The following is a 23,058-nucleotide window of genomic DNA, read 5'->3' as shown; positions in this document are numbered from 1 at the left end:
TCTCCTAGCGCACTGTGACCTTGACGGCCGGATTGGACAGCGGCACCCGTGCCAGCAGCACCTGTTCGCCTGCAACAAGCCCGCTGCGGACCTCGATACGGCCACTGACTTCGTCGCGGATGCCAAGCTCCACATTGCGTCGCTCCAGGTGGCCGCGTGTCAGGCAGTACACCCAGGGTTTGCCATTGTCATCACGAATGGCCTGATCGGAAATCGACAGGGTGTGCACCCGCCCGGCCGTGACGATGTTGCCGCGCACCACCATGCCCCCCTTGAGGGCTTGGTCACGGTTCATGACACGGATATACAGCGGAATCATGCGGGAAGCATCATCGGCCACTGGCGAGATGCGCTCGATGCGCCCCTCCACCGGGTGCTCGCTACCCTCGGCTGTCAGGCTGACGGTCTGGCCCACCGTCATGGCGCTGATTTCGCTGACCGGCACCTTGGCCGCGAATTCCAGCTCAGTCAGGTCTACGACGGAGAACAGGCGCGTATTCATCCCCACATGCTGCCCGACTTCCACGTTGCGTTCGGCCACCACCCCTTTGAGGGTGGCGCGGATCACGGCCTTGGGCAGCGCCTGTTGGGTCAGTGCCAATTGTGCTTCACGGGCACGCAGCCCTTCACGTGCTGCATCCAGGGTGTTGCGGCTGTTGTCCAGGCTGTTGGCCGAGATGAAGCCCTTGGCCATGAGTTCTTCGTTGCGTTTCTGGGTACGGTCGGCCAGCTCAAGCTGGGCCTTGGCTGCGGCCAGATTGGCACGCGCCTCGGCGACCCGGCTATCGAGGTCTTCAGGATTCATGCGCGCCAGAACCTGATTCTTTTCCACCTTATCGCCAGCGCGTACCATTACTTCATCAATCCGGCCTTCCAATTCGGCGGTGAGCAAGGTTTGGCGCAGGGGCTGCAACAGGCCGGATACCGATACCGTGCGCGCCAGCGGCCCATCCACAACCGGGACGAGATCAACCTTTGCCAGCTCAAAGACTTGCTCTGCCTGAGCCTGCACAGGGGCGGGGGCTTTGTGAGCACGCTTGGCGATGACAAGCCCGATACCCACAACGAGTACAGCCGCAAACAGGATTCCCCAATATCTGGGCTTCACAGCACATCCTTTCGGCACAAATGAATGCAAGAGGCAATCTGGTGGAACAGCGCATTATATCTGCATGATCCGCGCCTTCCATTAACCTGCCTTAACTCTTGGGGCTGTGAAGAGGGGAGGGACTATGGGTCGATTGGGATTTTGCCCTGTGCAGCCAGAATCTGGGGCAGGTTGTATTCAATCCAGTCTGCCAATGCTTCCACTTTGGCGGATACCTCCAGCCCGAGCGGAGTCAGGCTGTATTCCACATGCGGAGGCACGATGGGATAGGACTTGCGGGCGACAAAGCCGTCTGCCTCCAGCCATTGCAGGGTTTGTGCCAACATGCGCTCACTGACGCCATCCACTTTGCGGCGCAACTCGCTGAAACGGTGAGTGCCGCTGCGCAAGGCGACCAGAACCAGCACACCCCAACGGCTGGTGACGTGCTTGAGTACATCGCGCGACGGACACTGCTCCGCAAAGAGATTGCCTTTTTGCTCCATCGCCAGGACTTCGGCCAGCCTGAGTCGAGGGGGATCTTCAGGAGTCGTCATTTCATACTTACCTTTTTGTACGTACTTACAAAAAATTAGTTTGGTTGATATTCTGCCAGCTCATCTTTCCCAAACCAAGGAGTTTTATCATGATTGTTATCACAGGTGCTTCCGGCCAGCTGGGCCGTCTGGTGATTGAAGAACTGCTGAACCGCCTGCCTGCCGCCCAGATTGTGGCTGCTGTGCGCGATCCGGCCAAGGCGGCGGATCTGGCAGCGCGCGGTGTGCAGGTTCGCGCTGCCGATTACACCAAGCCTGAGACGCTGGATGCCGCTTTCAAGGGGGCAGACAAGTTGCTGCTGATTTCTTCCAGCGAAGTGGGCCAGCGTGTGGCGCAGCACCGCAACGTCATCGATGCCGCCAAGCGTGCAGGCGTTGGGGTGGTGGCCTATACCAGCATTCTGCGTGCAGACACCTCCCCGCTGGGTCTGGCTGCAGAGCACCGTGAGACGGAAGCCTTGCTGAAGGCTTCCGGCCTGCCCCACGTATTGCTGCGTAACAGTTGGTATACCGAAAACTACCTTGCCAGCGTGCCGCCCGCATTGGCGCATGGCGTTTTCATCGGCAGCGCAGGGGAGGGCAAAATTTCTTCCGCAGCCCGGGCCGATTATGCGGCTGCCGCAGCCGCTGTATTGGTGGCACCCAATCAGGCCGGCAAAGTGTATGAATTGGCGGGGGACGAAGCCTATACGCTGGCAGAACTGGCGGCAGAGATTACACGCCAGTCTGGCAAAACGGTGGTGTATCAGAACCTTTCCGAAGCCGATTTTGCTGCCGCCTTGCAAGGTGTCGGCTTGCCCGCCCCGCTGGCAGTGATGTTGGCGGATTCTGACATAGGCGCTTCAAAGGGGGGGCTGTTTAGCGCAGATCATCAACTGAGCCATCTGATCGGTCGGCCGACTACGCCTCTGGGCAAACTGCTTAAAGCCACCTTGGTGTAATCTGTCCAAAGATTGTGGTCGGGCAGGGTGCTTGAAATGGTTCTGTCTGGCCCAATATGAGAGCCAGCTTCCCCCAACCCTTTCAGAGAGGTCTACATGTCAGAACTTCTGCAAAAACTCCAATGGCGTTATGCCACCAAGAAGATGGAGCCAAGCCAGGCCGTGTCAGCGGAAAAGCTTGAACACATTCTTGAAGCTGTTCGCCTGACTGCCAGCTCCAGTGGTCTCCAGCCGTATGAAGTGATTGTGGTGACCAACCCGGAGATCCGCGAGCAGATCAAGCCGCATGCCTGGAATCAGGGGCAGATTACCGATTGCTCCCATCTGCTGGTGTTTGCCGCATGGGACAACTACACGGCAGAGCGCATCAACATGATGTTTGATCTGGTCAATGAAGAGCGTGGCTTCAAGAATGAGGGCTGGGAAAACTATCGTCAGATGCTCCTGAATACCTACCCCCAGCGCGATGCCGAAACCAACTATCAGCACGCTGCCCGCCAAGCTTATATCGGCCTGGGTTCAGCGCTGATTGCTGCTGCGTATGAAGGTGTGGATAGCACGCCGATGGAAGGTTTTGACCCTGCCAAGGTTGATGAAATCCTCAAGCTGCGCGAGCGTGGCCTGCGCTCGGTCATCCTGCTGCCTCTTGGTTATCGTGCCGCTGAAGGTGACTGGCTGGTGAATCTGAAAAAGGTGCGCCGCGCCAAAAATCAGTTTGTAAGCGAAGTCAAGTAAGACCAATATGCGCGATGCGCCCGAAGCACCGTTTGGCTACGGTGCTTCGGGCGTTTTTTCTGGATGATGCGAAACGGACTTTTTTGGGGTTTATGCCTTTGTTGTATTTGTTTTGAGTTGTTTGTTTTATGCTGATGTAATTGGATACGGGTTTTCCAAGGGCAGATTGTTACGTGGCCGTCACTGCACTGTAACTCAGCGTCTTTACTCTCTTTTACTGCCGGTGGGCACACACCTGCTCAAGATTAATCCCTGATGAGAGTAAGGAAATAAAATGAGAATGAAGCTGATTGCTGCGGCATGCAGTATGGCCTTCGCTTTGGCGGGGTGTGGTTCTTCGGGTGGTGGCAGTGCAGACAGCACGGGTAGCTCAACCAGCGTGAGTGGCGTTGTGGCTTCCGGCGTGCCGGTAACGGGTGTGACGGTCACGGTGACCGATGCCAATGGCAAGACGGCCAACTCGCAACCCACCGATGCCATGGGGAATTACACCGTCAGCACACAGGGTTTGCAGGCTCCCTTCGTGCTAACGGCGAGTTTTACGGAAATTGATGGCAGCACCGGTACGCTGTCCTCGGTCACGAGCAGTGCGAGTGGGCATGTCAATCTGACACCGGTCACCTCCTTGATTACCCAGCGCACCTTGGCAACGACCCTGAGCGGCGCCCCCACCGCCACGCAGATCAGTGGAAAAGTCACCGCCAGCAGCATCCAGCAGGCCACCAAGGATGTGACCGCTGCTTTGGCACCGTTGTATGCTGCCTTGAAGGTGTCTGCAACGGAGACATCCGACCCGATCGGGAGCAACTACGTTGCGGACCCGAGCAGCGATCCGATGGACAATCTGCTTGAGGTGACCCACTTCAATGTGCATAACGGCACGGTCAGCGTGGGCTCAGACAGCAACAAGGTGGTGATCAACATTCCGGCCACCGGTAGCGTGGATGACGCGTCCAAGCTTTCTTCGGCTGCGCTGGACGACGCCAAGTCGCACGCGAATGGTGCAACCGTTACGCCGATCACCAATGTCATTGTCGTAGTGGGCGAGAACCACTCCTTTGATGCTCTCTATGGCGTCTATCAACCCCCCGCAGGGCAGACCGTGATGAACCTGCTCTCGCAAGGGATCGTGAATGCAGATGGCAGCCCTGGCCCGAACTTTTCCTTGGCGGCGCAAAACCAGGCACAACCGACTTCGGCTTATACCATCGACCTCACACGGACCAGCGCCTACGCCACGCTACCGCAACCCTTGATGACCGGGATTCTGAATCCGACCACCTTCCAGTTCTATGGTGGCGTGGCCGATGCACGTTTCCCTTCGAACCTGCCGAACGGCCCATTCCCGATTTCCAAGTACGTGCCCTATGCCTCATCCACGAGTGCAACAGGCGACCCTGTGCACCGTTTCTTCCAGATGTGGCAGCAGACCGGTGGGGATAACAGCCGCCTGGACATGTTCACCTGGGTAGCCGTCAATACGGGGCAGGGTGGGGATACCGATGGCATTACGGCGCAAAACCCGGCACAGGGTGGCGAACTGATGGGCTTCCAGAACATGGCAAGCGGGGATGCCCCCTTCTTTGCCAGCATGGCCCAGCAATATGCCATGAGCGACAACTACCACCAGTGGATTATGGGGGGCACGGGCGCCAACTTCTTTGCGCTGGCCACGGGTGATCTGCCGTACTACAACACCAATGGCACGGCGAGCACGCCGCCCGTCAACCAGATTGAAAATCCCGATCCCGTGGCAGGCAGCAACAACTTTTACATACGCGACGGTTACTCCGGCGGCAGCTATGTGAACTGTGCCGATACCGCGCAGCCCGGTGTGGGCGCAATCCTGAACAAGCTTACTGCCTGGGGTCACAAGAGTAATTGCGAGGCGGGCAAGTATTACCTCGTGAATAACTACAATCCGCCGTATGACATGACGGGCAAGGCACAGACGCTAGGTACCACCAAATATGTATATCCCCCGCAGAATCTGCCCACAATTGGCGAAGCGCTGACTGCGAAGGGCGTGAGCTGGGGATGGTACACCGGTGGGCGTGAAGCTGATGACGTAGCGGCTGATGCCAAAGCATTTGGCATATCTGTAGCTGCCGCGCAAGGCGCGCAGTACAACGTACTGGGTGACCCGCTGGTGGCCTCGTCCAACGTGGTCTCCAACCCGGCGCTGTTGGGGCAGCTCAAGGGGCTGACCAGCTTCTACAACGCCGTGGCCGCAGGCTCCTTGCCTTCGGTCTCATTCGTGGTGCCGAAAAACCTCAGCAGTGGTCACCCGGGTTACTCTGCACCTGCTGCGTATGAAGCCTTTTTGAGTGATCTGGTCGCCAAGGTCAAGGCCAATCCCCGCTTGTGGGCGCACACCGCAATCCTTATCACCACAGACGAAGGTGGTGGTCACTTCGATAGCGGCTATATCCAGAACATCGACTTCTTTGGCGATGGCCCACGCATCCCGATGCTGGCAGTGTCCCCGTATGCCCGCACCGGCTACATCGACCACACCTACTACGATCACTCCTCGGTGCTGAAGTTCATCGAGCGCAACTGGCGCCTCAAGCCCCTCTCGAAGCGCAGCCGGGATAATCTGCCCAATCCAGTGGTCAATGTGGCTTCGCCCTACAAGCCCAAGAACGGCCCCGCCATTGGTGACTTGATGAACCTGTTCGACTTCTGAGAAGCTATTCATGATCTTACTGCGAGGCCGTGATTCACCTCGCTGACGGCCTCTCGTTACAGATCGTGAACAGCTTCTGAGCCTGACGTTGTCGCAAAAATGGCGCCCTGATTCCGGGGCGCCATTTTTTGTACAAGCCCCCGCAGGCTTGACATCGGCGTGCCATCTTTGGATACTGTAATTATTTACAGCAATCTCTCTGCCATGTCAGCCCAACTTGCGCTTCCCTTCGTCAGCATTGTCGGTGCCGCGCCCACTGTGCCACCTGAATCCTGTGCCGAGGTCCACCGCCCCAGGCGTCGTGCCATGCGCAAACGCCTGCCTCCGGTGGCAGAGCGGGGGGCCGAAGCGCCACCTGTTGCCGGGGATGAGAGCACAGGGATGGATGTGCATGATTACCTGGTGCGCAATGGCGAATCGAGTTTCATCATCCAGGTGCGTGATGATGCCATGGCGGACAGCGAAATCTTTACGGGTGACATGCTGGTGGTCGACAAAAGCATCCGTCCCGCGCATGGCCATATCGTCGTTGCCTTGGTCAATGGCGAACGACTGGTACGCCGCCTGCACCACCGTGGCACCAAAACAGCCTTGCAAACCGGCAATCCCGATGACGCAGAGATTTTGCTCGAAAACGGCTCCGAGCTGACCATCTGGGGCGTGGTGGTGGGCAAGTTCAAGCGCTTTTTGGGTTGAAGATATGCAGGCTAGATAGGCCTGCTTGCCGCGTGTTGATGTGACTTGCGTCCACCACCTTTCTGTGCCTGCAAGCAAGAAATTCCGACCGGTGGACGCAATCAAACTCTCTTGACAACTTATCGGTGCGCCGCTCAAGCCGGTGTTTGCTGGGTGTCTGCCATGACACTTCAAGGCTCGTAATCCGATATCGAGAAGCCGTGTTTGATCAAGCTCAAACAACTACCTATAGTTGTTCATACTTTTTTCATACTACCTATTGTAGTTTGAAGCGACTATAATCCGCGTCGGTCACCTCGACCTACAACTCAAACAGGTTCTTCTTGTCTGCGGAGACTTTGATGCTGCAAGTGCTTAAACGGGACGGTACGACTGCGCCTTTCGATATCCTCAAGATTGCAACGGCTTGCCGCAAGGCGGCCGAGGCTGCGCACGTTCCCAACCCGAATGCCGTGGCATTGGCTGTAGCTGCCGAGGTGGAGGCGCTATGCCGACGGAGCGATGGTAGTTCGCTCGATATTCCGACGATTCAGCAACATGTCGAGAATGCCCTGATGCACAACTACCCGGAGGTTGCCCGTTTGTACATCGAGTACCGCCATGACCGGGATAGCATTCGCGTCAGAGGTTCGGTGCTGCATGCGCAGTTGATGGGGCTGGTGGATAAGACTGATGAGGACGCCATCACCGAGAACGCCAACAAGGATGCCAACGTATTTCCTGTGATGCGCGACCTGATGGCGGGGATTGTCTCCAAGCAGTTTGCCGGGAATTTTCTGCCCAAGGATCTGATGCAGGCCCATAACGATGGGGATCTGCATTTTCATGATCTGGATTATTCTCCTTTCCTGCCCTTTACCAACTGCTGTCTGGTGGATCTCAAGGGCATGCTGGAGCACGGTTTCCATTTGGGAAATGCAGGTATCGAGAGCCCGAAATCAGTGGGGGTGGCCTGCGCGGTGACTTCTCAGATCATTGCCCAGGTGGCCAGCCATCAATACGGTGGAACGACGATCCCGAATATTGATGAGACCTTGGCGCCGTATGTGCAGAAGACTTACGAAAAGAATCTGGAAATTGCCCGGCAGTATGGCATTCCCGATCCGCTGCGCTATGCGCGGGAGCGGACCGAGAAAGAAACCTACGACGGGATTCAGGCCTGCGAGTATGAGATCAACACCCTGTTCAGCTCAAACGGGCAGCAGCCCTTTGTCACCTTCTCTTTTGGGATGGGCACGAGCTGGCAGGCACGTGCTGTGCAAAAAGCCATTTTGCAGGTACGCATCAAGGGGCTGGGCAAGGAAGGTATCACGCCGGTCTTCCCCAAACTGGTGTTCTTTATTGAAGACGGCCTGAACCTCAAGCCTAGTGATCCCAATTACGACGTCAAGCAACTGGCGCTGGAGTGTGCCTCCAAGCGCATGTATCCCGATATCATTTCCGCCAAGCTTAATCGCCAGCTTACCGGTTCTTCTGTGCCGGTGTCCCCGATGGGGTGCCGCAGTTTTCTGTCTGTGTGGCAGGATGAGCAGGGGCAGGAAGTGCTCTCGGGGCGCAACAATCTTGGCGTTGTCAGCGTCAATCTGCCGCGCATTGCCATCAAGGTCAAGCAGGATCAGGCCCTGTTCTTCAAGCTGCTGGACGAAATGCTGGAGCTTGCCCATAAAGCGCTGATGATCAGAATCCACCGGCTTGAAGGCGTCAAGGCCAATATCGCCCCGATTCTTTATACCGAAGGGGCCTTTGGCGTGCGCCTGAAGCCTGATGATGACATTCTGCCGCTCTTCAAGGATGGGCGTTCATCGGTTTCGCTCGGCTTTATTGGCCTACATGAAGTTGGCATGCTGATGTTTGACGGCGCACATCCGTTTGATCATCCGGAGGCGCAAGTCTTCCTCAAGAAGGTGGTTGCGCATCTGGCTGAGGCTACGCAACGCTGGAAGGCTGAATCCGGCTGGGGCTTTTCGCTGTACTCCACGCCCAGCGAATCCCTGTGTCATCGTTTTTGTAAGCTGGATGCTGCCCTCTATGGCGTATTGCCGGGGGTGACGGACAAGGGTTACTACACCAACTCATTCCATCTGGATGTGGCGCGCAAGGTCACACCTTTCGAGAAGATCGAGTTCGAAAAGGGTTTTGCGGAGTGTGCTTCTGGTGGGCATATTACTTATGTGGAGTTGCCCAATATGCGTCACAACCTCAAGGCGCTTGAACGGATATGGGATCATGCTGTGGAGAGCGTTCCCTATTTTGGCACCAATACCCCTGTGGATTCCTGTGGCAAATGCGGATTCATGGGCGAGGCGCATGCCACCGCCGAAGGCTTTACCTGCCCGCAATGTGGCAACCAGGATGGAGCCAGCCTCTCGGTCACGCGGCGCGTCTGCGGTTATCTGGGTAGCCCCAATGCCCGCCCGTTCAACGCGGGCAAGCAGAAGGAAGTGATGCGCCGGGTCAAGCATCTGGCTACTCAGCCATGAACTATGATCGCTATTACACCTGTGACGTGGTCAATGGCGAGGGCTTGCGCGTCACGCTCTTCGTGACGGGCTGCCTGCATGCCTGTCCCGGTTGTCATAATACCTCCTGCTGGAACCGGCTTGCCGGTTCGCCCTTTACGCAAGAGGTACGCGACAGAATTCTTGATTTGTGTGACAGCCACGATGGCTTGAGCCTGAGTGGCGGTGACCCGCTTTTTCCGGCAAACCGTGAAGCGATTGCCGATCTGTGCCGCCAGTTCAAGATCCGCTACCCTGAAAAGGATATCTGGATGTGGACGGGTTACCGGTATGAAGATATCAAAGGCCTTGAGCTTCTGAGGGATGTGGATGTGCTGATTGACGGGCCTTTTCTTCAAGGCACTCCCAACACGCTGCCCTGGCGGGGTTCAGACAATCAGCGTCTGATCCGGCTGACTGGCGGGAAGCTTTGCATGGATAGAGCAGAAGAATCTGCAATGAGCGTGTAATACTGAATCAGGCGACAGGGCCAAGCAGCTTGCCTGGCTTATTTTTTGTGCATAAACCGATTGCATTCAGAAAACAAAATGGGCTCAGCCAAAGCTGAACCCATTTTGATCTTACTGGTTGCGGGGACAGGATTTGAACCTGTGACCTTCGGGTTATGAGCCCGACGAGCTGCCAGACTGCTCCACCCCGCGTCGGAGTTTCTTTGCAAAGTAAAAACACCAATCAAACAGATTGATTTTTTACCAGCAGGTATTTGGTTGCGGGGACAGGATTTGAACCTGTGACCTTCGGGTTATGAGCCCGACGAGCTGCCAGACTGCTCCACCCCGCGTCAGAGAAACAGCATTATGGACAATAACGCGGCCAAGGTCAAGGATTAATTTGAGATGAACGCGGGAAGCCGCGCCATTTCAGCGTTTGCAGCCATTTTGGCAGGGGTGGGCGCCAAGGTTGATGGGAGGCAGAATAGCAGGCCTTTGTGACAGTTTCAGGCACGTAACAGGCGGGCGGAAGTGATTTTTTGATCCACCCAGGCGGGGCGTTTGGCGGCTCGGCTGATCCAGATCGTGCGCATGCCCAGGCGCTTGGCTTCGCGCAGATTGGCTGCAGAATCTTCAACCATGATGCAGCGTGCCGGAGCGACCCGCAACTGGCGCAACACATGGATATAGGCTTGTGGTTGGGGCTTGGGATGGAAGCCAAGGTCTTCAATCGAAAAACTGCCATGCAGCACGCGGTGCAGCCCAGTGATGCGCAATATGCCATCAAGATAAGCACGCGGGGCGTTGGAAAAAAGGTAGCGCCGCCCCGGCAGATGGCGCAGGTGGGTGAGCAGGGCGCGGTCAAACACGACGAGTTCAGCCAGATTTTCGAACTGATGGGTGTGATAGAGAAAATGGCGGGGATTCGTGCGGTGTTCGCGCAACATGCCAAGCATGGTGGCGCCGTATTTGCGCCAATACTTCATGCGCAGGGCATTGGCGGTGGCATCGTCAACGGTGAGGTGCTCGGCCAGATAGCGTGTCATGGCTGTATTGATCTGCGGGAAGATGTGGGCGCTGGCGTTGTGCAGCGTGTCGTCCAGATCAAACAGCCAGATGGGTGAGGCAGGTCTCACAGCAACTCCTGATAAAAGGCGAGATCACGATCCATGAAGCAACAGAAGATCACTTCTTCCACAGCGGGGCATTCTGCTGCGCAGGCTTTGACGGTAGCCACCGCAATGTGGGCGGCATCTTGCGGCGGGTAGCGATAAACACCGGTGCTGATGGCCGGGAAGGCGATGCGCGCCAGTCCATGCTGCTGTGCCAACAGCATACTGTTGCGATAGCAAGCTGCGAGGAGTTCCGGCTCGCCATGCAGGCCATCCTGCCAGACCGGGCCGACAGTGTGGATGACGTGGCGTGCGGGCAGATGATAGCCCCGAGTGATTTTGGCTTGCCCCGTTTTGCAACCATTCAGCATACGGCATTCGGCCACCAGTTCCGGGCCAGCCGAACGGTGAATGGCGCCATCCACGCCTCCGCCACCGAGCAGGCTGGTGTTGGCGGCGTTGACGATGGCATCAATGGCGAGCGTGGTGATATCGGCTTGGCAGGCGCTGAGGCGCATGTGCACTCCTCCTATTCCTTCTGTTGCGTTATTGAATCTCTTGGCGAATTTGTTCCAGTAAGCGCCCTAGTCGGTTTTGTCCACTTCCATCGTGACCTGCACCCCAGAAATAATCAAAAGGAGATGCCTCTACCAAAGCGGCTTGTCCCGTACTTCGTAAAATATCCCTGAGCTTGGGGTTCTCAAATTTCAGGCGCAGGGCCTTGAGCATGACTTGTTCGCGGAGCAGGTCCCACTCCGGATGAATGGGATGCTGGCGGCTTTGACCGAGAGCCCGTGCCTCTTTTGGCTTTTTTGCGGTTCGGATTCGCTCTTTGTAGGCCGCGTCAGTGAATTTCTGCGCTTGAAAATAATGCTCTACCGTGGGCCAGTATGCGCCATCCAAGGCAAAGCCATAAGGAGCAAAATTTGAGAGTTCGTAGAATGGCCCAGATTTTGTATAGAAGTAAATTGGCTCATTCATTGTTGCACGGCTCCTGTGTGCAGGGAATATGCCGGATTTTACGCTTTGCCGGGGCGTGGCTGAAACTGGATGACGGCCCGCCCGTCTTCGGCCTGCTTGGGAGCAGCTTTCCAGGCGTGGCCGAAGACGAGTTCGACTGTGGCAGGCATGCGGCCTTCCTGGCGGAGCGTGTCGAGTTGCTTGCGGGCATTGAGCCAGCCTTGCTTGCCGGATAAGCCCCTAGGGCGCGTGGTGGCCGCGTTGTTGGCGCCTGCGTGGCGCAGATCACGCAACAGGCTGTCCAGATCGTCATAGGTCAGGGTGAGGGTCTGCATGTCCATCACCGGGTCGCTGAACCCTGCCTGCACGAGCGCGTCGCCTAGGTCATGCATGTCGATGAAGCGATGCACCCGCTCACCCACATGGGCAGGCAGGGCGGTGCGGAGTTCCTTGAGGGTATCCGGCCCCAGGGTGGCGAACATGAGCAGCCCGCCTACTTCCAGCACGCGATGACATTCACGGAAGGCGGGTAGTGGATCGCTCAACCAGTTGAGCAGCAGATTGCTCCATACCAACTGCACACTGGCCCGCGCCAGGGGTAGGGCGGCGGCATCGGCACAGAGCAGCGCGGGGCTACGCGCTTTGCCGAGCAGGCGCTGAAAGAAGCTCCGCTCCTCCCGTGCCAGATTGAGCAGGGGTAGGGCGAAGTCCAGCCCGATGCGCTCGGCCTGCGGGTAACGCTGGGCGAGTAGGGGCAGATCGGCCCCGTGGCCGCAGCCCAGGTCAAGGATGCGGCGCGGCTCGATGCGGATGTAATCGAGCCGCTCGACCATGCGGCTGGCAACTTCGCGGGCGAGGAAGTCCGCCTCCTGCGCATGCCGGGCACTCGCCGCAAAGCGGCGGCGTAGCAGGGTGGGGTCGAGTGCGAAGTCTTCGGGCGCAGCCATCGTGTTCAGCGCTTGGCTTCGTCGGCCAGCAAGCCGAGTTTGCCCGCCAGCCATTCAGTGGTGGGCGCCTGGATTAGAATGGTCATCAGGATGGCGATGAAGGTGATCGCGCTGACCACTTCGGCGCCCGGCACCTTCATGCCGACCAGCATGCCTGCAAGCGCAGCGGGGATCACCCCCGTCTCGCGCGTCCAGCTCATGAACAGGAGTTCCCGCAGCGACCACTTGGCGCGGCGATCCACCCCGGCGCAGATGAACACGGTAAGCGGGCGGGCGATGAACATGAATACCAGCACAGTGGCCAGCCCCGCCTGCCAGCAGGTCTTGAGCAGCGCAAAGTCAACCTGCGAGCCGAGCAGGATGAAGATGAACATGCGCATGATCAGCGTAGTGGTGCCGATGAAGTCTTCCAGATTCTCCTGTTCGTGATCTTCGAGCGCAAAGCCGAAGCTCTCCTTGTTGCCGATCATGATGCCAAACACGAAAACCGCCATGAAACCGGAGGATTGCATGCCATCAGCGGTGAGATAGGCACCGATGACTGCCATGAGCGTGACCAGTGGCAGGTGTTCGCGCATGAAGCCGAATTTCTCATGCGCAATCAATACGCATGCGGCATACCCGGCGACGCCGCCAATCACGATCCCCAACCCCGCCTGCCAGAGCAGTTCCTTGAGGCTGGCGCCAATCGAGAAGCCTTCGCCACTGCCCATCACCAGCCCGAGTACCGAGAAGGTGGCAATCGCCCCCATGGCGTCGTTGAAGGCGGATTCGCTCATCACAGTCTGCGCCACACGGTCTTTGATGGGGACTTGCTTGAAGATTGGCACCAGAGTTGCCGGGTCGGTCGAGGCGATTGCCGCACCGAGCAGCAGGGCGGTCATGGCCGGGATGCCGAAGGCCCAGGCTGCACTCGCGGTGATTGCTCCGGTCACCAGCACCCCCAGCGTGGAGATGATGACGATGGTGATCCACACTTCCTTGAGCACCTTGAAACGCAGCGAGGCGCCGCCGTCAAAGAGCAGGTAGCTGGCGCCAAAGGTAAGGATCAACTGGTTGAGCGTGCCATCAGCCGGAACATGCACGACACCGAACAGCGCCGGGCCGAGCGCCATGCCCGCGAGCAGGTAGAGCACAATGTCTGGCACGCGCAGACGTTTGGCGACGATGCTGCAGGCCACACCGGTGAGCATGACCACCCCGGCGTAGAACAAATCTGTTTTGGCGACTTCGATGGCCGACATGCTGGATTCCCAATTGATCAGCCGGGGCGCTGCATTTTCAACAAAACCCCGCTATGAATTTGACATTGTGGACAAGACGGGCGCCTTGCCACCCCGTTAAGGATGCGCATATCCATTCCTGAGGGAATGGATATGCGATGTCAAACCGCCTTGATCCCCAGCTTGGCAAACAGCGCTGCGTCTTCACCTTCCGAGGTGTTGTCGGTGGTGAGCAGGCGGTCGCCCGTGAAGATCGAGTTGGCCCCTGCCAGATAGCACAGCGCCTGAATGGCTTCACCCATCTGCTGGCGCCCGGCGGACAAACGCACATAGCTCTCGGGCATGGTGATGCGGGCCACGGCGATGGTGCGTACGAATTCCAGCGGGTCGAGGGCTGCAACCTTATCCAGCGGCGTGCCTTCAATGCGCACGAGGCTGTTGATGGGCACGGATTCGGGCGGCGGGTTCAGGTTGGCAAGCTGGGCGATCAGCACGGCCCGCGCCCGGCGATTCTCGCCCATACCGACGATGCCACCGGCGCAAACCTTGATGCCTGCGCCGCGTACCTTGTCGATGGTGGCCAGGCGGTCGTCAATCGTGTGGGTGGTGATGACTTCGCTGTAGAACTCGCGTGCGGTATCCAGGTTGTGGTTGTAGTAGTCCAGCCCGGCTTCCTTCAGGCGTTCAGCCTGACCTTCCTTGAGCATGCCCAGCGTGACACAGGTTTCGATACCGAGCTTTTTGACCTCACGCACCATCTCCAGCACCGGCTCCAGGTCTTTTTCCTTGGGGCTGCGCCACGCGGCACCCATGCAGAAGCGGGTAGCGCCCTTGGTCTTGGCGGCTTCGGCCATCTTCAGCACTTCGTCCAGGCTCATCAGCGGCTCGGATTCCAGGCCGGTCTTGTAGCGCTTGGATTGCGAGCAGTAGCTGCAGTCTTCTGAGCAGCCACCGGTCTTGATGGATAACAGGGTGGAACATTGCACCGCATTCGGGTCAAAATGGGCGCGGTGCACTTGTTGGGCACGGAAAATCAGATCGTTGAACGGCAACTCGAAGAGCGCTGCCACGGAGTCAGTCGTCCATTCTGCATCCGCAGGCACGGCGGCGGGACGGTGGAAGGCGACGGGTTGTTCGACAGTGGAGCAGGTGCTCATAAAAAGAAATCCTTCTGAGGCGGTGAATCCAGAAACGGATAATGATCCGGGAAAGGCCAAAAGCTTGTCAAACACACTTTCAGCGTGGGTAACTCGGTTTTGGGCTGCAAGTTGGCCGCGAGACTGTTTCGTCTGCGATGAAAACGCTGGGGCCGAGGCTGTTTGCGCGCATTGTACTCCTCTGTTGCCCTGGCTTGATGCCCGCGCATCCTGCCCCTGCTGCGCCTTGCCCTCTCCACAGGGCTTGCTGTGTGGGCGCTGCCTGAAGCGCACCCCGCACTTTGAAGCTTCGCAGGCACTGTTTGCCTACGCCACCCCCATGCGGGAGATGGTGCTAGCCCTCAAACACGGTACCGGCTTTGCCCAGCTCGACTGGCTGGCGCACAGGCTGGCAGAACGCTGCAGCGCGTTTGCGGCGCCGGACCTCATCATCCCCATGCCCCTGCATGCCTCAAGGCTGGCCGAACGGGGCTTCAATCAGGCTGCAGAACTCGCCCGCGCCCTGCGTCGCCATCTGCCCAGTCCAACAAAACTGGCGCTCGATCTGGTGGTGCGCGATACCGACACCCCGCGCCTGGAAGGGCTGCGCCAAAAAGAACGCCTGCGCGCTGTGCGTGGCGCCTTTCGCTGTCGCCAGCCAGTAACGGGCCTGCATGTGCTGGTGATCGACGATGTGATGACCAGCGGCGCCACCCTCAACGAACTCGCCCGCACCCTCAAGATGAGCGGCGCAGCCAGAGTCAGCAACCTTGTGCTGGCACGAACGCTGTATCAACCCAAAAAGTGAAATGCCAAAGGGGTATTTTGCTGATCAACAAAACCTTGTGGTTCTGGATGTATGGCCGGTATCAGGAGCGAATTATTCTGCTTGCCTGAGATATTGTTTCAAGATGGTGAGGATGTTTGTGTGCCCAAGTTTCTCCGCCAGAGCCAGTGGGGTATCGTTGTCGTCATTTCTCAGGGGCTTCGCGCCCATGGTCAATAGCAGTTCCACCGCTGCGGGGTGATTTTGTTCTGCAGCGTAATGCAGGGGCGTAAAACCGGATTCGCCCTGTGCGTTAATGTCTGCTCCTGCATCCAGCAGTATCTTGATGGCCTCACAGTCGCCCCAGACGCTGACGATGTGCAAAGGGCTGTCTCCCCATCCGTTGCGGTAGGCGACAGATGTGATCTGGTGGCCGGAGAAGTCTGGAACAGATTCGATCCGGCTGAATACCTGCTCCAGCTTGCTCATGCTTGTGGTTTGCCCGGAGGGGATCGTGTTCTTCACGACCTCCCCCTGTTCGCCAGCGCAAACCCGAACATGCCACCACAGGCGCCGCCAATCAGGTGGGCGAAGCGGGCGACCTGATCGTCATGAAACCCCATCACAACCTCGCGCAGCAGGTAGATGGTAACGACGAGAATAAAACTCAGCGGGATTTCGCCGCTTTTGATGTTGGTGATGCTCACCAGCAGGATGAACATGAAGACGATGCCGCTGGCGCCGAGAAGCCCGGTGGAGAAGAACAGCACATTGACCAGCCCCGTGACGAGCGCGGTGATGAACATCATGGCGAACAAGCGTTGGCTGCCGTGTTTTTCCTCCAATACCGGCCCAAGCAGGAGGATGAAGGAGAGGTTGCCCAGGAGGTGGTCCCAACTCGCGTGGCCTGCCACGTAGCTGACCAGCCGGAACCAGTCGAGCGGGCGGGCGATGGAAAACGCTGCACCACCGGGGACGACGAACAGTTCCCGTAGCGGTGGGATGAGGATCCCGAGGATGAAGATGATCACACAGGCGAGCGAGAAACTCAGGCTGACGGGGGCGTTGTAGCGGATATGCATGATCCGGGGCGATCAGGGGATGGGAACAAGGCGGCAAGCATAGCGAGTCAGGCCCATGTTTGCCAAGCGAAACAAGGGTTTGCGGGTGGGCCCAAAATTTTTTTGGAAACAGTGTAAGAAATGTGTGTTGAGCACCGACCAAGGAAGTAAGAACGCTTTTTGCAATCGGGCGAAAGCGTTCTGTATTGCCATCTGGCATCACTTTTAATAATGGAAGGAACCTCAACATGACGACCAAAGTAAACCTCAGCGGTGCAACCCTGGCTCTGGCACTGACTTCTGCACTGACCTTGTCGGCAATGTCTGCGCACGCGGAAGAGATGAACATGGAAAAGTGCTATGGCGTGGCGCTCAAGGGGCATAACGATTGCAAGGCGGGGGCGGGCACCACCTGCGCTGGGACGGCAAAGATGGATTATCAGGGGAATGCATGGAAATCCGTGCCCAAGGGTAGCTGTGAAAAAATGGCTTCGCCCACTTCTCCAACCGGGTATGGTCAGTTGATGTCCTTTATGGAAAAGAAGTCCTGATCAGGCTTTGAGGCGGCTTCCCCTGTTGGTTTGGCACGACAGCGGGGGAAGCCCTTTTCCCTGTGCAACTTACCCACCTGACGATTTGAATGCGGGGCGACCCAATGAGTCATGCCACACCTCCGCTCTGCGCCTTGCCTGCCCGTGCAGGGCTTGGGCTGAAGCCAGAGCATTATCGTGAGATTCTCGAAGAGCCTCAGGATGTAGGCTTTTTCGAGATCCATGCCGAAAACTACTTTGTTGACGGTGGCCCTTTTCATGAATATCTGACGCGTATCCGTGAGCGCTATCCCTTATCGATTCATGGTGTGGGTCTCTCGCTGGCAGGCGAGGCTCCGCTGGATCAAACGCACTTGCGACAATTGCGCCAATTGATCGACCGCTATCAGCCTGACGTATTCTCAGAGCATCTTGCGTGGGCGTCGCATGGTGGCGTGTTCTTCAATGACTTGCTCCCGGTGCCGTATCACGATGACACGCTCAGACGTGTGTGTGAGCATCTGGACGTGCTGCAGAATCAGCTTGGGCGACGCATCTTGCTGGAAAATCCGGCCACCTATGTTGAATTTGAAGCCTCCACCTATGCCGAACAGGATTTCATCCGGGAAGTGGTACGGCGCAGTGGTTGCGGCTTGCTGCTGGACGTGAACAACCTCTATGTTTCATGCGTCAATCATGGTCGTGATTGCCATGCCTATCTGCAAGGTTTGCCCCTGGAGCAGGTTGGGGAAATTCATCTTGCCGGATTCCACCGTGAAACCGACTCTTCAGGCGCTCCGCTGCTGATTGATAGTCATGGTGCGCATGTTGACAGTGAAGTCTGGTGTTTGTATCGGGAGGTTCTGGCAAAGATTGGGCCGATGCCAACTCTTCTTGAGTGGGATCATCACCTGCCAGATTGGAATACCCTGCGCGCCGAAGCGCGGCGCATTGATGCTGCGTTGCATCTGGCACTTGCCAAGGAGGCCGCATGAATCCGAGCATGTGCGCGCATTGGGCGCAAGCCTTGCATGACCCGAAACTGCCTGTGCAAGGGCTGCGTACCTGGAATGGCTCAGACCCGCAACAGCGGTTTGCGGTATACCGGAATAATGTCATTGCCTCCTTGAGTGATGCGCTGGCGGAAACTTTTCCTGTGGTGCGTGCTTGTATGGGGGAGGCTATTTTTAGGTCGATTGCAATCGATTTTGTCCGCACTCATCCGCCTGTAGACGCCGTACTCGCACGGTATGGGCAAGGCTTTTCCGCCTATCTGGCGGCCTGCGGTGCTGCAGAAATCCATCCCTGTCTGCCTGATCTGGCCATGCTGGAATGGGCGTATGTGTGTTGTTTTCATGCAGCAAGCGGCCAGCCGATTGAGTTGGAAATGCTATATGCATATATTGCGGAGCCCGATGCATTGGGCCGCGTGCGCCTGAAGTTTCAGCCTGCTCTGGAAGCTGTGTCCTCGACCTATGCCATCGTTTCCCTTTGGGGGGCACATCAGCGCGGCGAGATGCTCAGTTTGTCCGGTCTGCACCCGCCGGAGAGTGCGTGGATATTGCGTGAGGGCTTGCAGACGATGGTACTGCGTGTGGGTGAGGCAGATGTTGTCTTCTTACGTGCACTTCAGGCCGGGGCGAGTCTGGCCGGGGCCGCAGAGCAGGCTTTCGCAGCGGATGAGGCGTTCGATCTTGGCCGATGTCTTGGGGCCTTGCTTCGCTATCGTTTGATCACAGGTGTTGAGCAGGAGGGGCTTGGGCAATGAGTACACTGGTGGCATCTGCACAAAAAGGTTTGGGCTTGATCCGGGGATATTTGACTCGAATCCCGCACAGCTTAATTGCCATGCTGGCACGCTTCTCGATGGCGGCGGTATTTTGGAAATCCGGCCAGACCAAGGTGACGGGCTTTGCGATTGATCTGATCGACGGAGTATTCCAACCAGATTGGCCCCATTTGAACCCCTCTGCCGTGTTTTTGTTCCGTGATGAATACCGCCTGCCTGTTTTGCCACCAGAATTAGCCGCCATGCTGGCTGCTACGGCAGAACACGTGTTTCCTGTCTTGTTGCTGCTTGGGTTGGGAACGCGCTTTGCTGCATTGGGGCTGCTGGGGATGACGGCCGTGATTGAAATATTTGTTTATCCGGATGCCTATCCTGTACATGGCACTTGGGCCACGGTATTGCTTTATCTGGCGGCAAACGGGGCGGGGTGGTTTTCGCTGGATCATTGGATCAGTACGCGGTTTCAGGCGGAGTCGTGAGGGGGGCTCTCGTCATCCGTGCGGCGTACATAGGCTTGGGTGATTTGCCGCATTGCACTCATGTGGCCGCGAAAGTTGCGGCAGCCTGAGCAGATGGCGGTATGCAGGCGCAAGCTCAGCCGCTCTGGAGCGCTGAGTTTGCGGTCCATGGCTTCTGACATCAGGCGAGTGGCTTCTCGGCAGTTCATTGTATTGCTTCTCCGGCGACGAACCAGCGATTTTCCAGGCATTCGCGCAAACGCAGACGTGCCCGGTAAAGCGTGACGTTCAGGTTGCTAACGGACAGGCCCGTTGAAGCGCAGATCTCATTGCTTTCCATTTCCACGAATTCACGCATCATGAAGATGCGGGCCTGTCGGGTCGGCAGGTTTTCCAGGCAGGCGTCAAACACCCGCCAGAAATGCTTTTCACGTAAGCAGGCCTCCGGTTGCCCCCATTTCTCCGGCTTTTCGTCGCTCAACCAGTGCCCACGCTCATCAAAGAGTTCCTCTAGGTCGGAAGCCTCATCTTCGGCGTGTTCGATGTGCTCTACCTGCGGGACGCGCAGGTGGGCTCTCAGTGTGTCGGCGATCTTGTTTTTCAGGATTCCGAAAACCCAGGTTTTGAACGCGGCGCGCCCGGCAAATGCATGGGCGTTTTTTAAAGCCCCGGTCAGCGCATCTTGCACGGCATCTTCGGCCCACGCTGCATCACTTAATTGCAGCGTAGCGAATTTCACCATTTGCCTGCGCAGATCATTCAGATAAGCGGGGTCGTGGAAAATGTCCTGCGGGCTGCCTGCGTCCATAGTCCGGTAGGGCCTGTGATGGTATTGAGGGAAAACGAATGCTGCGCAGCCATGAATGTCGTCGATAACGGTATCTGGCGCAAGCACTCCTTGCCTTCTTGCACAGATGCTTGCAGTTTGGTGGGGCAGAGGTGGTATCTTTGCCCACTTGGGAATTTTGATGGGTGTGGCTGGCCGTGAGTTTCGATTACAAACCCTTTCTGCGTTCGCTGACCGAGGCGCCGGGCGTCTACCGCATGATCGGTGCGGGCGAGGAGGTGCTCTACGTTGGCAAGGCCAAGAACCTTAAGCGGCGGGTGTCGAGCTACTTCCAGAAGAACCACCCCAGCCCGCGCATCGCCATGATGGTTGCGCAGATCGCGCGGGTGGATATCACGGCGGTGCGCTCGGAGGCCGAGGCGCTGATCCTTGAAAATACGCTGATCAAGACGCTCAAGCCGCGCTACAACATCCTTTTCCGCGATGACAAGAGCTACCCCTATATCGCCATCAGTGGCGATGCTTCGCCACGGCTGGCTTATTACCGTGGGGCGTTTGAGAAGGGCGTGCGCTACTTTGGGCCGTATCCCTCGGGCTGGGCTGCGCGAGAGAGCGTCCAGCTTCTGCAGCGCCTGTTTTTGCTGCGTACCTGTGAGAACAGTGTGTTCAACAACCGCTCACGCCCCTGTCTGCTGCACCAGATCAAGCGTTGCTCGGCCCCTTGTGTGGGGGTGATTGATGCAGAAAGTTACGCGCGCGATGTGAAGCTCGCCACCCTGTTTTTGGAAGGGCGTCATTCAGATGTCATTGATAGCCTCACGGCCCGCATGCAAGAGGCTTCCGAGCGTTTCGCGTTTGAAGAGGCCGCCATTTTCCGTGACCAAATCCGCGCCTTGCAGACTGTGTTGCACAAGCAGTTTGTGGATTCGGGCAAGGATGAGGATGTTGACATCCTGGTGGCTCAGGCTGCAGGCGGCGTGGTGTGTGTGAATCTGGCCATGGTGCGTGGCGGCCGTCACCTGGGAGACCGTGCACAGTTCCCACAAGGCGGTGAGGGCCTCGGCGTGGCCGATGCCCTGCTGGCCTTTGCCGAGCAACACTATCGCCTGCACCCGGCTCCCGCCAAGGTGCTGGTCGAAGGGGCCGACCCTGAGGCCATCCGTTTGGTGCTGGAAGATGTGTTGGAGCGCCCGCCCATCGTTGCCGCTGCGCGTTTCCAGGCCGAAAAGGCCTGGGTGGAAATGGCTCTGATGAACGCTAATCTGGCCGTGGAGACGCGCTTGCGCGAAACGGGCCGGGCCGAAGTCCAGCTTGATGCCTTGCAGACCGCACTGGGGATGTCTGAACACCCGCACCGCATCGAATGCTTTGACATCAGCCACACTCAGGGCGAGGCCACGGTGGCCTCCTGCGTGGTGTGGGAAGGCGAGGGCATGAAGAAGTCCGAGTACCGGCGTTTCAACATCAGTGGCATTGAGCCGGGGGATGATTACGCCGCCATGCGTCAGGCATTGACCCGTCGGTACGAGAAGGTGGCCGCAGGGGAGAGCGTGCGCCCGGATCTGATCCTTATCGACGGGGGCAAGGGGCAGATCGGCGTGGCCTTGGATGTGCTGTGCGAGCTGGGCCTGCAAAGCATTGCAATGGTGGGGGTAGCCAAGGGCGAGGAACGCAAGGCCGGGCTGGAACAACTGATCTTTACCGATGGGCGTGCGCCGCTGGCGCTCGGGGGCGATCACCCTGCATTGCATCTGATCCAGATTGTGCGCGATGAGGCGCACCGTTTTGCCATTACCAGCATGCGTGCCCGACGATCCAAAACGCGGCTGACCTCCAAGCTGGAAGACATACCGGGCGTGGGGCCGACACGGCGCAAGAAACTGATTGAAGCTTTTGGTGGCTTGGCAGGGGTGCGAGAGGCTACAATTGAGGACCTGTGCCGCGTAGACGGGATCAATCGTAAAATGGCGGAACAGATTTACAACGCACTGCGGTAACGCGAATAAAGCCTCTCATGGAATTCAATCTTCCCAACGCACTGACCTGGGCGCGAATCCTGATGATTCCGCTTGTGTTGGCCGTCTTTTATCTGCCACTTGATGTGCTGTCGCTGCATCATCAGAACATGTTGGCTTGCGTGCTGTTTTGCGTGGCCGCTATTACCGACTGGTTCGATGGCTATCTGGCCCGGCGCCTGGGGCTGACCTCGGCGTTTGGCGCCTTCCTTGATCCGGTGGCCGACAAGCTCATGGTCTGTGCCTCGCTGGTCCTGCTGGTGGGGCTGGATCGCTGCAACGCCGTGCTGGCATTTGTGATCGTCGGGCGGGAACTGACCATCTCCGCTCTGCGCGAATGGATGGCCCATATCGGTGCGGCCAAGAGCGTGGCAGTGTCTTTCATCGGCAAACTCAAGACCACGGCGCAGATGGTGGCGATCCCCATGCTGCTGTTTTACGACGACCTTTACGGCCTGCCGATCAAGTTTATCGGCAATTGGCTGCTGATCGTGGCTGCGATCCTCACCGTCTGGTCGATGATCTACTACATGCGCCGGGCCTTTGCCGAGATGCGCATCAAGTAAGGCCGCCTTGTTTTCTGCACGCTGACGCGATTGGGGCTGTCTTGCTGCAACGC

25 protein-coding genes and 2 tRNA genes are annotated in these 23,058 nt (G+C 57.8%); 13 read left to right on the top strand and 14 right to left on the bottom strand.

From position 1 onward, the window contains the following. Positions 1-4: 4 nt before the first annotated feature. Both B145_RS0112845 and B145_RS0112840 read right to left on the bottom strand, forming a co-directional pair. Positions 5-1,108 (bottom strand): efflux RND transporter periplasmic adaptor subunit, encoded by a 1,104-nt coding sequence (locus tag B145_RS0112845; protein ID WP_018607841.1) that lies wholly within the window; start codon positions 1,106-1,108, stop codon positions 5-7. Between the two features lie 122 nt (positions 1,109-1,230). Then, positions 1,231-1,644: a winged helix-turn-helix transcriptional regulator gene (locus B145_RS0112840; protein WP_033407068.1), complete on the bottom strand. Its 414-nt coding sequence runs from the start codon at positions 1,642-1,644 to the stop codon at positions 1,231-1,233. 89 nt (positions 1,645-1,733) lie between these two features. Here B145_RS0112840 and B145_RS0112835 point away from each other — a divergent pair, with 89 nt between their 5' ends. The 6 genes from B145_RS0112835 to nrdG all read left to right on the top strand — a co-directional run bounded on the left by B145_RS0112835 (position 1,734) and on the right by nrdG (position 9,673). Next, the gene (locus tag B145_RS0112835; RefSeq protein WP_018607839.1) at positions 1,734-2,585 is read left to right on the top strand and encodes an SDR family oxidoreductase; all 852 of its coding nucleotides are present in this window, start codon (positions 1,734-1,736) and stop codon (positions 2,583-2,585) included. A 96-nt stretch (positions 2,586-2,681) separates the two neighbouring features. Next, positions 2,682-3,320 (top strand): NAD(P)H-dependent oxidoreductase, encoded by a 639-nt coding sequence (locus B145_RS0112830; protein ID WP_018607838.1) that lies wholly within the window; start codon positions 2,682-2,684, stop codon positions 3,318-3,320. 274 nt (positions 3,321-3,594) lie between these two features. After that, positions 3,595-6,009, top strand: coding sequence for an alkaline phosphatase family protein (locus tag B145_RS0112825; RefSeq protein WP_211209826.1), 2,415 nt, complete (start codon positions 3,595-3,597; stop codon positions 6,007-6,009). Positions 6,010-6,213: 204 nt separating this feature from the next. Next, complete coding sequence (locus B145_RS27535; RefSeq protein WP_018607836.1) at positions 6,214-6,705, top strand: LexA family protein; 492 nt, start codon at positions 6,214-6,216, stop codon at positions 6,703-6,705. A gap of 341 nt (positions 6,706-7,046) precedes the next feature. Further along, a complete protein-coding gene (nrdD, locus tag B145_RS0112815; protein ID WP_018607835.1) occupies positions 7,047-9,185 on the top strand; it encodes an anaerobic ribonucleoside-triphosphate reductase in 2,139 nt (712 codons plus the stop codon). Beyond that, on the top strand, positions 9,182-9,673 hold the full coding sequence (gene nrdG, locus B145_RS0112810; RefSeq protein WP_018607834.1) for an anaerobic ribonucleoside-triphosphate reductase activating protein: 492 nt from the start codon (positions 9,182-9,184) through the stop codon (positions 9,671-9,673). Before nrdD ends, nrdG begins: the two co-directional genes overlap by 4 nt. 115 nt (positions 9,674-9,788) lie before the next feature. On the opposite strand, the gene B145_RS0112805 is transcribed toward nrdG, so the two are convergent. The 8 genes from B145_RS0112805 to bioB all read right to left on the bottom strand — a co-directional run bounded on the left by B145_RS0112805 (position 9,789) and on the right by bioB (position 15,054). Then, positions 9,789-9,865, bottom strand: a tRNA-Met gene (locus B145_RS0112805). Positions 9,866-9,928: 63 nt separating this feature from the next. Further along, positions 9,929-10,005 (bottom strand) — tRNA-Met (locus B145_RS0112800). 156 nt (positions 10,006-10,161) lie between these two features. Next, positions 10,162-10,791 (bottom strand): pyrimidine 5'-nucleotidase, encoded by a 630-nt coding sequence (locus B145_RS0112795; RefSeq protein WP_018607833.1) that lies wholly within the window; start codon positions 10,789-10,791, stop codon positions 10,162-10,164. Beyond that, entirely contained in the window at positions 10,788-11,285 is a 498-nt protein-coding gene (locus B145_RS0112790) for an O-acetyl-ADP-ribose deacetylase (protein WP_018607832.1), read from the bottom strand. The genes B145_RS0112795 and B145_RS0112790 overlap by 4 nt, the downstream gene beginning before the upstream one ends. A gap of 28 nt (positions 11,286-11,313) precedes the next feature. Then, the gene (locus B145_RS0112785; RefSeq protein WP_018607831.1) at positions 11,314-11,748 is read right to left on the bottom strand and encodes a riboflavin biosynthesis intermediates N-glycosidase; all 435 of its coding nucleotides are present in this window, start codon (positions 11,746-11,748) and stop codon (positions 11,314-11,316) included. A gap of 38 nt (positions 11,749-11,786) precedes the next feature. After that, positions 11,787-12,674, bottom strand: coding sequence for a methyltransferase domain-containing protein (locus B145_RS0112780; RefSeq protein WP_018607830.1), 888 nt, complete (start codon positions 12,672-12,674; stop codon positions 11,787-11,789). A 5-nt stretch (positions 12,675-12,679) separates the two neighbouring features. Next, entirely contained in the window at positions 12,680-13,918 is a 1,239-nt protein-coding gene (locus B145_RS0112775) for a cation:proton antiporter (RefSeq protein ID WP_018607829.1), read from the bottom strand. A gap of 140 nt (positions 13,919-14,058) precedes the next feature. Then, the gene (gene bioB, locus B145_RS0112765) at positions 14,059-15,054 is read right to left on the bottom strand and encodes a biotin synthase BioB (RefSeq protein ID WP_018607827.1); all 996 of its coding nucleotides are present in this window, start codon (positions 15,052-15,054) and stop codon (positions 14,059-14,061) included. 22 nt (positions 15,055-15,076) lie between these two features. On the opposite strand from bioB, the gene B145_RS25535 reads away from it, so the two are divergent. After that, entirely contained in the window at positions 15,077-15,841 is a 765-nt protein-coding gene (locus tag B145_RS25535; RefSeq protein WP_425425588.1) for a ComFC family protein, read from the top strand. Between the two features lie 72 nt (positions 15,842-15,913). Here B145_RS25535 and B145_RS27530 read toward each other — a convergent pair whose 3' ends face one another. Both B145_RS27530 and B145_RS0112750 read right to left on the bottom strand, forming a co-directional pair. After that, positions 15,914-16,324 (bottom strand): ankyrin repeat domain-containing protein, encoded by a 411-nt coding sequence (locus B145_RS27530; protein ID WP_018607825.1) that lies wholly within the window; start codon positions 16,322-16,324, stop codon positions 15,914-15,916. Next, positions 16,321-16,881, bottom strand: coding sequence for a rhomboid family intramembrane serine protease (locus B145_RS0112750; protein ID WP_018607824.1), 561 nt, complete (start codon positions 16,879-16,881; stop codon positions 16,321-16,323). The genes B145_RS27530 and B145_RS0112750 overlap by 4 nt, the downstream gene beginning before the upstream one ends. A 227-nt stretch (positions 16,882-17,108) precedes the next feature. Between B145_RS0112750 and B145_RS0112745 the strand changes: the two genes are divergently transcribed. From B145_RS0112745 to B145_RS0112730, 4 genes are all read left to right on the top strand, one after another. Beyond that, positions 17,109-17,411, top strand: a complete 303-nt coding sequence (locus B145_RS0112745) for a BufA1 family periplasmic bufferin-type metallophore (protein ID WP_018607823.1) — start codon at positions 17,109-17,111, stop codon at positions 17,409-17,411. Positions 17,412-17,515: 104 nt separating this feature from the next. Next, on the top strand, positions 17,516-18,385 hold the full coding sequence (gene bufB / locus B145_RS0112740) for an MNIO family bufferin maturase (protein ID WP_018607822.1): 870 nt from the start codon (positions 17,516-17,518) through the stop codon (positions 18,383-18,385). Beyond that, positions 18,382-19,158, top strand: coding sequence for an HvfC/BufC N-terminal domain-containing protein (locus B145_RS0112735; protein WP_018607821.1), 777 nt, complete (start codon positions 18,382-18,384; stop codon positions 19,156-19,158). The genes bufB and B145_RS0112735 overlap by 4 nt, the downstream gene beginning before the upstream one ends. Then, positions 19,155-19,658: a DoxX family protein gene (locus tag B145_RS0112730; protein WP_018607820.1), complete on the top strand. Its 504-nt coding sequence runs from the start codon at positions 19,155-19,157 to the stop codon at positions 19,656-19,658. Before B145_RS0112735 ends, B145_RS0112730 begins: the two co-directional genes overlap by 4 nt. Here B145_RS0112730 and B145_RS25525 read toward each other — a convergent pair. Together B145_RS25525 and B145_RS0112720 are read right to left on the bottom strand one after the other, a co-directional pair. After that, positions 19,643-19,846, bottom strand: a complete 204-nt coding sequence (locus B145_RS25525; protein ID WP_018607819.1) for a zf-HC2 domain-containing protein — start codon at positions 19,844-19,846, stop codon at positions 19,643-19,645. The genes B145_RS0112730 and B145_RS25525 overlap by 16 nt on opposite strands. Beyond that, positions 19,843-20,532, bottom strand: coding sequence for an RNA polymerase factor sigma-70 (locus B145_RS0112720; RefSeq protein WP_245541856.1), 690 nt, complete (start codon positions 20,530-20,532; stop codon positions 19,843-19,845). Before B145_RS0112720 ends, B145_RS25525 begins: the two co-directional genes overlap by 4 nt. Positions 20,533-20,681: 149 nt before the next feature. Between B145_RS0112720 and uvrC the strand changes: the two genes are divergently transcribed. Both uvrC and pgsA read left to right on the top strand, forming a co-directional pair. Then, positions 20,682-22,421, top strand: coding sequence for an excinuclease ABC subunit UvrC (uvrC, locus tag B145_RS0112715; protein ID WP_245541861.1), 1,740 nt, complete (start codon positions 20,682-20,684; stop codon positions 22,419-22,421). 17 nt (positions 22,422-22,438) lie between these two features. Beyond that, complete coding sequence (gene pgsA, locus B145_RS0112710; RefSeq protein WP_018607816.1) at positions 22,439-23,005, top strand: CDP-diacylglycerol--glycerol-3-phosphate 3-phosphatidyltransferase; 567 nt, start codon at positions 22,439-22,441, stop codon at positions 23,003-23,005. The last annotated feature ends 53 nt before the right edge of the window (positions 23,006-23,058 follow it).

Origin of the sequence: Uliginosibacterium gangwonense DSM 18521, from assembly GCF_000373965.1 — a bacterium.
GTDB classification, from domain to species: Bacteria; Pseudomonadota; Gammaproteobacteria; order Burkholderiales; family Rhodocyclaceae; genus Uliginosibacterium; species Uliginosibacterium gangwonense.
The sequence above is the reverse complement of the archived record's forward strand: the minus strand, read 5'-3'. Positions and strand labels throughout refer to the sequence as shown.

Bases quoted from the DNA above. Each gene is read 5' to 3' on its own strand.
- B145_RS0112840 (WP_033407068.1), bottom strand. From the start codon at position 1,644: ATGACGACTCCTGAAGATCCCCCTCGACTCAGGCTGGCCGAAGTCCTG.
- B145_RS0112835 (WP_018607839.1), top strand. From the start codon at position 1,734: ATGATTGTTATCACAGGTGCTTCCGGCCAGCTGGGCCGTCTGGTGATT.
- B145_RS0112830 (WP_018607838.1), top strand. From the start codon at position 2,682: ATGTCAGAACTTCTGCAAAAACTCCAATGGCGTTATGCCACCAAGAAG.
- B145_RS0112825 (WP_211209826.1), top strand. From the start codon at position 3,595: ATGAGAATGAAGCTGATTGCTGCGGCATGCAGTATGGCCTTCGCTTTG.
- B145_RS27535 (WP_018607836.1), top strand. From the start codon at position 6,214: ATGTCAGCCCAACTTGCGCTTCCCTTCGTCAGCATTGTCGGTGCCGCG.
- nrdD (WP_018607835.1), top strand. From the start codon at position 7,047: ATGCTGCAAGTGCTTAAACGGGACGGTACGACTGCGCCTTTCGATATC.
- nrdG (WP_018607834.1), top strand. From the start codon at position 9,182: ATGAACTATGATCGCTATTACACCTGTGACGTGGTCAATGGCGAGGGC.
- B145_RS0112790 (WP_018607832.1), bottom strand. From the start codon at position 11,285: ATGCGCCTCAGCGCCTGCCAAGCCGATATCACCACGCTCGCCATTGAT.
- B145_RS0112785 (WP_018607831.1), bottom strand. From the start codon at position 11,748: ATGAATGAGCCAATTTACTTCTATACAAAATCTGGGCCATTCTACGAA.
- B145_RS0112780 (WP_018607830.1), bottom strand. From the start codon at position 12,674: ATGGCTGCGCCCGAAGACTTCGCACTCGACCCCACCCTGCTACGCCGC.
- B145_RS0112775 (WP_018607829.1), bottom strand. From the start codon at position 13,918: ATGTCGGCCATCGAAGTCGCCAAAACAGATTTGTTCTACGCCGGGGTG.
- bioB (WP_018607827.1), bottom strand. From the start codon at position 15,054: ATGAGCACCTGCTCCACTGTCGAACAACCCGTCGCCTTCCACCGTCCC.
- B145_RS0112750 (WP_018607824.1), bottom strand. From the start codon at position 16,881: ATGCATATCCGCTACAACGCCCCCGTCAGCCTGAGTTTCTCGCTCGCC.
- B145_RS0112745 (WP_018607823.1), top strand. From the start codon at position 17,109: ATGACGACCAAAGTAAACCTCAGCGGTGCAACCCTGGCTCTGGCACTG.
- bufB (WP_018607822.1), top strand. From the start codon at position 17,516: ATGAGTCATGCCACACCTCCGCTCTGCGCCTTGCCTGCCCGTGCAGGG.
- B145_RS0112735 (WP_018607821.1), top strand. From the start codon at position 18,382: ATGAATCCGAGCATGTGCGCGCATTGGGCGCAAGCCTTGCATGACCCG.
- B145_RS0112730 (WP_018607820.1), top strand. From the start codon at position 19,155: ATGAGTACACTGGTGGCATCTGCACAAAAAGGTTTGGGCTTGATCCGG.
- B145_RS25525 (WP_018607819.1), bottom strand. From the start codon at position 19,846: ATGAACTGCCGAGAAGCCACTCGCCTGATGTCAGAAGCCATGGACCGC.
- uvrC (WP_245541861.1), top strand. From the start codon at position 20,682: ATGATCGGTGCGGGCGAGGAGGTGCTCTACGTTGGCAAGGCCAAGAAC.
- pgsA (WP_018607816.1), top strand. From the start codon at position 22,439: ATGGAATTCAATCTTCCCAACGCACTGACCTGGGCGCGAATCCTGATG.